Source organism: Wolbachia endosymbiont of Tuta absoluta, from assembly GCF_059414725.1.
Genome location: NZ_JBNRJY010000350.1, coordinates 1 through 8,598, shown reverse-complemented (window position 1 = coordinate 8,598; position 8,598 = coordinate 1). Strand labels below are relative to the sequence as shown.

The 8,598-nt window shown below is 33.1% G+C and carries 8 protein-coding genes and 2 pseudogenes; 2 read left to right on the top strand and 8 right to left on the bottom strand.

The window, feature by feature from the left end:
* The first annotated feature begins 186 nt into the window (after positions 1-186).
* Complete coding sequence (gene nth, locus ACJ5GX_RS03715; protein ID WP_007301977.1) at positions 187-825, top strand: endonuclease III; 639 nt, start codon at positions 187-189, stop codon at positions 823-825.
* Positions 826-966: 141 nt separating this feature from the next.
* Here nth and ACJ5GX_RS03710 read toward each other — a convergent pair.
* Both ACJ5GX_RS03710 and purH read right to left on the bottom strand, forming a co-directional pair.
* Positions 967-1,852, bottom strand: a pseudogene (locus tag ACJ5GX_RS03710) (IS5 family transposase).
* 476 nt (positions 1,853-2,328) lie between these two features.
* Positions 2,329-3,849 carry a bifunctional phosphoribosylaminoimidazolecarboxamide formyltransferase/IMP cyclohydrolase gene (gene purH, locus ACJ5GX_RS03705; RefSeq protein WP_052264821.1) on the bottom strand — a complete coding sequence of 507 codons (1,521 nt, stop codon included), beginning with the start codon at positions 3,847-3,849 and terminating at the stop codon, positions 2,329-2,331.
* A 158-nt stretch (positions 3,850-4,007) separates the two neighbouring features.
* On the opposite strand from purH, the pseudogene ACJ5GX_RS03700 reads away from it, so the two are divergent.
* Positions 4,008-4,142, top strand: a pseudogene (locus tag ACJ5GX_RS03700) (WPE palindromic element domain-containing protein); the annotation flags it as partial.
* Between the two features lie 87 nt (positions 4,143-4,229).
* On the opposite strand, the gene fmt reads toward ACJ5GX_RS03700, so the two are convergent.
* From fmt to ACJ5GX_RS03670, 6 genes are all read right to left on the bottom strand, one after another.
* Entirely contained in the window at positions 4,230-5,129 is a 900-nt protein-coding gene (gene fmt, locus ACJ5GX_RS03695; RefSeq protein ID WP_096097199.1) for a methionyl-tRNA formyltransferase, read from the bottom strand.
* Positions 5,130-5,148: 19 nt separating this feature from the next.
* Positions 5,149-5,514, bottom strand: a complete 366-nt coding sequence (rplT, locus tag ACJ5GX_RS03690; protein WP_007302081.1) for a 50S ribosomal protein L20 — start codon at positions 5,512-5,514, stop codon at positions 5,149-5,151.
* A 21-nt stretch (positions 5,515-5,535) separates the two neighbouring features.
* Positions 5,536-5,742 carry a 50S ribosomal protein L35 gene (gene rpmI, locus ACJ5GX_RS03685; protein WP_006013548.1) on the bottom strand — a complete coding sequence of 69 codons (207 nt, stop codon included), beginning with the start codon at positions 5,740-5,742 and terminating at the stop codon, positions 5,536-5,538.
* A gap of 98 nt (positions 5,743-5,840) precedes the next feature.
* Entirely contained in the window at positions 5,841-6,284 is a 444-nt protein-coding gene (locus ACJ5GX_RS03680) for a PAS domain-containing protein (RefSeq protein WP_007302082.1), read from the bottom strand.
* Positions 6,285-6,495: 211 nt separating this feature from the next.
* Complete coding sequence (locus ACJ5GX_RS03675; protein WP_007302083.1) at positions 6,496-7,245, bottom strand: hypothetical protein; 750 nt, start codon at positions 7,243-7,245, stop codon at positions 6,496-6,498.
* A gap of 289 nt (positions 7,246-7,534) precedes the next feature.
* On the bottom strand, positions 7,535-8,491 hold the full coding sequence (locus ACJ5GX_RS03670; RefSeq protein ID WP_052264870.1) for a hypothetical protein: 957 nt from the start codon (positions 8,489-8,491) through the stop codon (positions 7,535-7,537).
* Between the last annotated feature and the right edge of the window lie 107 nt (positions 8,492-8,598).

Genomic DNA, 8,598 nt, shown 5'->3' with positions numbered 1-8,598 from the left:
TCCAAGTACAGCATCTCCAAATTCATTTTCAGCCCATTCATTATTCCTGTTTGCCATTTTTTACCCTCAATGTTTGCAAACTTTAATGTTGTAATACTTTATTTTTATGTCCATTTATATTTGTGGGTAATAGTAAGAATTGAATTTGCACAGCAAACAGTATAGTATAAGCTTTTAGCTCTATGCATGGACTCAAAAAAAGTAGAATTAATATTTGAAAAATTTCAACAGTCAAATCCTGCGCCAAAAATAGAGCTAAATTATACCAATCATTTTACGTTATTAGTTGCAATAGTTCTGTCAGCGCGGACGACCGATATAAGTGTTAATAAAATTACAAAGGAGCTATTTAGTATCGCTGATACGCCAGAAAAGATGTTGAATCTTGGGCAAAGTGAGCTGAGAAAATGCATAAGCAGTATTGGTTTATATAATTCCAAAGCAAAAAATATAATCGGGCTCAGCAAAATATTGATTGAGAGGTACAATAGCAAAGTGCCTACTAATTTCGATGATTTGGTATCTTTACCAGGGGTTGGGAGAAAGAGCGCTAATGTGTTCTTAAATTCAGGGCTTGGTATTCCAACATTGGCAGTTGATACTCACGTTTTTAGAGTGAGCAATAGAGTTGGGCTTGTGAAAGAAAAAGATGTACTTAAAACAGAGCAGTCTCTTTTGAATGTAGTGCCAAAAAAATACCTACTTTATGCTCATCATTGGCTAGTTTTACACGGTAGATACATTTGCAAGGCACAAAAACCTTTGTGTGAAGCGTGCACAATTCATGATTTATGTGAGTTTGAATGCAAGAGGTATAAAGTCTAGCACAACACTTCGATATTTCTTACTTTTATCATCCAAGTAGCTGATCTCTATGATGGTGTCAACCGAGTAGCTTACACTGGGATGGCTTTGTTGCATCGCTTATCGGATAGTGGGTAAAGCATAAAAAATTCATGAAACTACCTAAAACTTAGCCATGCCAATATCAGTAAATTTATTGAGTAAGTAACATTTTATTAGCAACTCTTTTTCTCGATTTACTTCAGATCTATTTCTAAAACTAAACCCAAATATTTGCTTTAATCTTGAAAAAAATCCTTCAATATATGACCTTTTTCCATAAACTGCTTCCTTCTTCCACTCTTTCACACCGTCTTTACCACATAATCTAATGGCAGCATTCCTTTCAGCCATATAATCCAATTTTGTATGCTCCGCTGCACGATTTTTCGGTAAAATTTTGTCTTTATATCATATTTTTTGCACAATTTATAAAGCTTGATAGGCTCTGTCTGCATATAATGCTTTTATAGCATGCTGAAAGCTGAGCAAGTCGCAAGCACCATAATGGTCGGAGTAGGCACCATTGCTATATTGTGCAGCTATAGCTTTTTTACTATTTATACTCAATATTACGTGTAGCTTTCTTACCTGTTTATAACTGCGATACTTCGCTATTTTCCTTACTGTGACCAGGTGTATTATCTGATACTTGTACTGTCTATGGCAATTTCAATATCTTCCATATTGTTTTTATCAACTCTGCAATCATTGATCTTAATATTGAAACCTTCTTGAAGCCTGCGAATAGCTAATGACTGCTAACTACTTGCTGCAAATATCCTTTTATAAACCCTACCGTTTGTCTTAAGCCAATTCTAAAGAGACTAGCGACTATATGCACTAAAATCACAACTTTATTACTATAAATATAATTTCCACCTCGCATTTTGGGGCTATTTTCGTACCAATTTTCTATTGCCTCATTAATAAAATGAAAAATATTTCCTCTTTCTTGCAGAAATCTGTTATATCCATGGCAGTTACTGACTCTCATTTTTTGTGACATATTTTTCTTTCGTAGGTTAAATGCCTGTTTTATAGTGAATTTCGTCAGTAACTTCCAGTTCTTTTTATCTGAGCTATGCAACAAAGCCCACTGGAATCCAGTCTTTCTTACCAACAAAAACTTAGAATAACTTTTGTTCTTAAAAAATTTCTAGATTCCAGACTCATGTTTCAATGTTAAACAAGGTACAATAGAATTGAGTAGGGTAATTTCTAGGGAATTATTATATTCTAGAAAAAGTAAAATGTCATCCAGATAGGCTAATGTACAAGGTAAGCTGAATGTCTATAAGGAAAAACAGCAAGGCATTTTAGGATTTGCTATAAATCGCATCAGGAGCTCAAGAGTACAGCTTACAATTACAGATAGGTATAGTTGAGTTTAAAGTAACTACATAAATTTACTACAATTTTCATACCTATAAGCTGCTATGCAACAAAGCCCTGTGTGGGTATAATTTTGACAGGATACAAAGCTTAATGGAGAAAGTTACGAACATCAGTGAAAAACATGGCAATTTTATTCTCATTTGCAGCTGCTATCACGTCTTGATCTTTCAATGAGCCACCTGGCTGAATTATAGCTGTAATTCCATGCTTTGCACTTTCTACTATACTATCTGGAAATGGAAAAAATGCATCTGAAGCAAGCGCTGCGCCTTTACATTTTTCACCTGCTTTTTTTACTGCAATATTCACACTATCTATTCTGCTTGTTTGTCCTGCACCGATGCCAATAGCACAACCGTCTTTTGCTATTACTATTGCATTGGATTTTACATGTTTACATATTTTCCAAGCAAAAATAAGATCTTCCTTCTCTTTTTTTGTTGTAGTGCATTCTGTCACTCGGTTTATTTCTTCTACTTTTACTGTATGGTTATTATTTTCTTGCACTAAGAACCCGCCAACAACATTTTTGATTTGATATTTTGCATTTTGCTGAAGAGATTGATGAATAATCACTCTTAAATTTTTCTTTTTTTGTAAAATTTTTAGTGCCTCTTTGTTTACCGATGGTGCTATCACCACTTCCAAAAATATCTCGTTTAATTTCTCTGATAGCTTGAAATCTATCTCCCGATTGAAAGCAACTATTCCACCAAAACTGCTTATTTCATCACATGATAGAGCTTTTTCATATGCTTTTAAAGCACTATCACTAACAGCAGCGCCACATGGATTATTGTGCTTTATTATCACTGCTGCAGGTTCTTGAAACTCAGAAATTATGTTAAGTGCAGACTCTATGTCGACTATATTATTATAGCTCAACTCTTTTCCATGTATTTTCTCCAGTGGATACTTGCTAAATTGATTGCTATAAAATGCAGCTTTTTGATGAGGATTTTCACCATATCTGAGTCCTTGTGCTTTACATCCATATAAAGTAAAAAACTCTGGTAACTCATTGCTTTTACCCTGTGATAAAAACCAATTGTAAATATTAGAATCATACTGTGCAGTCAGAGCAAATGCTTTAGTTGCTAGATGTTTTCTATATTCTAATGTTGTCTGATTGTTATTTTTGATCATCTCAGCTTTCAGTGTTTCGTAATCTTGAATGCTAGAAATCACTGAAGTGAAATGAAAGTTTTTTGCTGTAGCTCTAATTAATGCTACTCCACCTATATCTATTTGTTCTATGATTTGCTTCTCACTTGAGTTGCTATTAACCGTTTTCCAAAATGGATATAAGTTAGTTATAAGCAGATCTATCGGCTTAATTTCTAGATTCTGCATTTCCTTTTCGTGCCTTTTTCGATCACAGAGTATTCCTCCATGAATTTTAGGATGTAAAGTTTTCACTCTGCCATCTAGTATTTCTGGAAATTGTGTGTAATCTGAAACTTCTTGCGTTTTTATTCCCGCACCTGATAGCACTTTATAAGTATTCCCTGTTGAGAGAATTTCTATTTGTTGCTGCATCAAAAACGATGCAAGTTCAATTATATTTGTCTTATCGTATACTGATATTAAAGCTCTTTTAATTTTCATATGGAAGGTTTCTTAAGATTATATCTAAGAAAAGAAAATTTGTCTATATATAGCTACTACGTCATACCACTGCGGTATCTCGTTGTAGATTCCGCTAACAAGCACATAGCTGTACGAACATTGTGATACAAGAGATCAAGAAAGATGTCATCCTAGTCCCCAGACACTGGGATCCAGAAAACTTCACTTTAAATGAGCACACCAGGTAATAGAAACTGGATTCCAGTGTCAAGCACTGACCATCTACTACTCAAATTACCTGCAAATTGCAATGTTCGTACACCAAAACGCGGTATCTTGTTGTAGATTCCGCTAACAAGCAGCGGAATACCAAATTGTAGAAGTTGCTTTAGCTCTCCTCACTCTCCTTTCAAAGTAGTCTATTCTATAAATTTTTTTGTTAAACTTGATTTTAAGCCACGAACAAAATCTTTAATATCGCAAGGATTTCTTCCTTCCATTTGTACAACTTTAGGAATTAAAGTACCACCTTTTAAACTTATATGCATATTATCATTAATGATCTCACCTTGTCCTGAAGTGAAGGCTTCAAATTCAGCATCAAGTATCTTGATACGTTTATTCTCTACCTTAATGAATGCTTTTGGATAAAATGCTTTAACCTTTCTATAAGCAATTTCACAGGTGTCACTTGCGTAAATTTTATAGTCTTTTACTTTGTCAGCATAGCACGCATCGTTATCGCTCTGTTTTAAGGGAACTTGCTTTTCAATTTCGTTTAGTACTTTCAGCAGTAAATCACTACCTAATTCAGACAATTTATCATACAACGTCTTATAATTATCGCTTTTTTCAATAAGAAATTTTTTCTGTTTTAAAATAGGGCCAGAATCTAATCCTTCATCTAGCTGCATAATGCTAACTCCGGTTTCTTGATCTCCGGCTAAAATTGTGTGCTGTATCGGAGCTGCACCGCGCCACCTAGGCAGCAATGATGGATGAATATTAATACAACCATATTTGGGAATATTTAAAATTTCTTTTGGAAGTATCAATCCATACGCAGCAACAACTGCAACGTCTGGCTTAAAATTTCCAAACTTTTCTTGCTCTATCGAAGATTTTAAAGAGGCAGGAGTACATACCTCTATGTCACTTTTTTCAGCAACGATGTGTACTGGCGATTTTGTTAACCTCTGCCTACGTCCAGAAGGCTTTGGAGCTTTGGTATATACTGCTACTACTTCACTCTGTAATTTCAATAGTAAGTTTAACGCACCAACAGCAAACCCCGGTGACCCCATGAAAATAATTCTCATGTTTTCAGGTGTGTTTGCTTTAGGAATTTTCTGCTAACTTACTACTTACAGTTTCTATTAATTTAGCAAAATCATCCTTATGATTAACAGCCATCTCAGCAAGAATTTTTCTATTCAAATCAACTCCAACAAGTTTAAGACCATGCATAAACCTACCATAAGTAAGTCCATGTTCTCTTGCCGCTGCATTAATACGTATTATCCACAAACCACGAAAATCACGCTTGCGATTTCTTCTGTCTCTATAAGCATACTGTAGTGCTTTTTCAACCCTTTGTAATGCAATTCTATAACAATTCTTTGCCCGTCCTCTATAACCCTTTGCTAATTTTAATACCTTTTTATGACGAGCATGAGTAGCGGTTCCACGCTTTATCCGAGCCATTTTTATCTTACCTCCATTTTATTAAATACCATAAGGCATATAAAGTTTAACTATACGCGAGTCAGATTTATTGAGAATCGTTGTACCGCGTTGATTACGAATATTAGATTTACTTCTTTTTACCATGCCATGTCTCTTACCTGACTGAGTAGAGATGACTTTACCCTTAGCTGTAAGGTGAAAGCGCTTTTTGACAGAAGATTTGGTTTTTAATTTTATTTTCGTCATATTCTAAACAAATTTACAAACATCACTATTTAGTTCTTTATTAGTAATTAAGTATGAGTATAGATAACTTTATTAAAAAATCAAATTAAAATTGTATTTTAAAGCAGCTTGAATGTAATCACACCCAGTATATGTGTTATACCTTCTTTATCTCCAATTGGCAACAATACTTGCCTCATTTTAACACTTTCACTTTCTTCCTCTTCGTTAATTGAGCATTTACTCTCTATTACAGTCTCAAGTTTATCAATAACTGCATCTATTTTATATAACCGCAAAAATGGTGCATCAATTGCATACTTATCATCGATGTACATCTTTTTTTCAAAACCATAGAATTCAATAGCTTTTTCTCCTGCATTTTCACAAATATAACCTCGATCTTTAACTTCAATGATAAAACAATGCTGCCATGACTCCATGATTTCTGCAGTGTCTATTTCATGTCTTTCTGGCCATTCTCTATCTGATCCTTTTATATCACTCCAATGTTGAGTAACTATATTCACTATTCTTCTTTCTTTGCCTGCATAATTTTCCATTCGAAATTCCACATATAAAACACAGATATGAGGTAAATTTATCGTGAATGTATTGATTTTTTCTTACTAAAGGATGTAGATTATTGAAAATTCTCATCCTGTTTACACAACAGGTAATGATAAATTAAGTATAATAATTAGAGCATAAAAATTATTAAATGAGGAAACTGTAAAAAAATAATAAAAAAATTCTATTTTTGCAATATTTTGGCTAACGAATAGAATTAGTTCCACTTTCTAAAGTTATTGCACTTAATAAATAACTAGATGGAGTTTCTTCCTTAGCACTACTATGGCTTTTATTTTTTCTATTATAAAACCAACATTTAAATGGTACAGCTGCTACCAAAGCTACTGTTACTGCTAACATACCTACTGTGAACACTATATTATTTTTCTCGTTTGAAGGTGTTTCCAATAATTTAAACTCTCTCAAGTTTGTATCATGAATCATAGGATTACCCAAAATATTCGTCGTATTTTGAACACTTTCTATATTTCGCATTGTAATTCCATTGCTAGCGTTTGATTTTTTCATTTCTTCCATTACTTGTTTTAAGTTTGGTAGTTCTGCTGTTGTATTTTCAATATCACCAGCTTCCAGCTTTTGCAAGTTCTCATTACTCAAAAACTCTTTGAGATACTTTTCATAAAACTCTTTGGCATTATATCTTTTATAACTTCGTATTTTTCCACTCTTGAGATCAGAAACAATATCATCAATCATCACTTTTGGATTTTCTGCATGCACTATTTCTCCTTCAGCAACAAGAATACGATAAGATGTATCGTCAAGCATACATACATACTTAAGTTTTAAATCACCTCCTCCCAATAGAAAATATATTGTTCTGTTTTGTTCTACATCTCGCAATTCTGATTCAATACTAATCCATCTATTCCTTTTTTCCTTATTGATTGATCTTTTTTTTCCTACAGTATTTTTAAATCTTCTTGACATATATGACCCCCAAGCTGACCAATATTTCCTTATGTATAAAAGATAAATTATTTAAGTCCACATCTTTTCACTAAGATTTTTATATTTTTATTATACTAAATAATACATATATTAATATCTGAATTTCTCATTGCAATTTATTATACCTTAGTAAAAACGATATAAAATTAGAGAAAGAGTTATAAAATTTTTTGTAAGACAGGAAAATTTCTTCTCCTTTGGTTCCAGAGCATATAAGTGCTGTAAGAGCTAAGTTGATGGCACTGTTGTGCCATCAAACTCTGGAATCTTACTCGACACTAATCTGAGAAGATAGATGTGCTACCGATGTAGCATTGCTGAGCAAAGATTCTATTTCTGATGTAGATCCGGAATGCTCAAGTTGAGCTTGTTCAGGAAGGTTTTTCATCGCTTTTTCAACATCGTAGCTACCTTCCCTATTTTTTCTATGCCATACAAAGTATCCTAATCCTGCAAAAGCTACTGCTAGCACTCCACCAAATATACCACCAGCAATCCCTGCTATTCCTATATACTGTCCTCCATTTATTTCGGGTAATTTAGGCCCTTCCACATCTGTGCTATTAAATATAGAATGATCTAACACTTCTTGTGAATTACTATCAAAACGGGAAACACTACTTATATCTTCAAGAGTAATTCCATAACTAGCATTTGATTCTTCTATTTCATTTATTACGTCATTAATCTCTTTAGTAGTTACTTTGCTTGATGCAAAATCGAATTCTTGTTTTGTTAAAGAAGCTGATTCGATAGTTACATCTTCCTGCATCTGATAATCAATTTCTTCAGTAGTAGATTCTCTCAATTGGCTATTTTCATCAGTTCTTTCTTTTAGCTTTTTTGAACTATCCTTACCCAATTCATCTACAAGGTTTTTTAGATATATTTTCTTAAATTCTCTATAATTATATTCTTTACTTTTTTCTATTTCTCCATTCTTAAGACCTAAAATAATTCCATCTATTGTCGATTCACGAATTGCTTGAGGAATGTCTATTGAATTTACTATTCCTGTAACCAAGCCTATCTCAGCTGCTCTAGAAGATATAGAGAGGTCTTTTACTGTTAAATTCTCTCCTTTAATTAAAAATTCTACCCTTCTGTTTTGCTCTATACTTTCCAAGTCAGATACAATTCTAATTGTTGGACCATTCATCTCCTGCTTATTTGTTGTTTCTCTCTTTCGCATCCTATTCTTAGTGTTTTGGAATTTTTTTGGCATTTCACACTCCTTAAATTAATTAACAAAAGTATTATTTGAATTAACAAATACTTCTCTATGTTAATGGATAAAATATTTAAACCTATATCTTTTTATTAAAATTTTTA

Coding starts and splice junctions, on each gene's coding strand:
- rplT (WP_007302081.1), bottom strand. CDS start 5,514: ATGGCTCGGATAAAGCGTGGAACCGCTACTCATGCTCGTCATAAAAAG.
- ACJ5GX_RS03675 (WP_007302083.1), bottom strand. CDS start 7,245: ATGTCAAGAAGATTTAAAAATACTGTAGGAAAAAAAAGATCAATCAAT.
- ACJ5GX_RS03680 (WP_007302082.1), bottom strand. CDS start 6,284: ATGGAAAATTATGCAGGCAAAGAAAGAAGAATAGTGAATATAGTTACT.
- ACJ5GX_RS03670 (WP_052264870.1), bottom strand. CDS start 8,491: ATGCCAAAAAAATTCCAAAACACTAAGAATAGGATGCGAAAGAGAGAA.
- purH (WP_052264821.1), bottom strand. CDS start 3,849: ATGAAAATTAAAAGAGCTTTAATATCAGTATACGATAAGACAAATATA.
- fmt (WP_096097199.1), bottom strand. CDS start 5,129: ATGAGAATTATTTTCATGGGGTCACCGGGGTTTGCTGTTGGTGCGTTA.
- nth (WP_007301977.1), top strand. CDS start 187: ATGGACTCAAAAAAAGTAGAATTAATATTTGAAAAATTTCAACAGTCA.
- rpmI (WP_006013548.1), bottom strand. CDS start 5,742: ATGACGAAAATAAAATTAAAAACCAAATCTTCTGTCAAAAAGCGCTTT.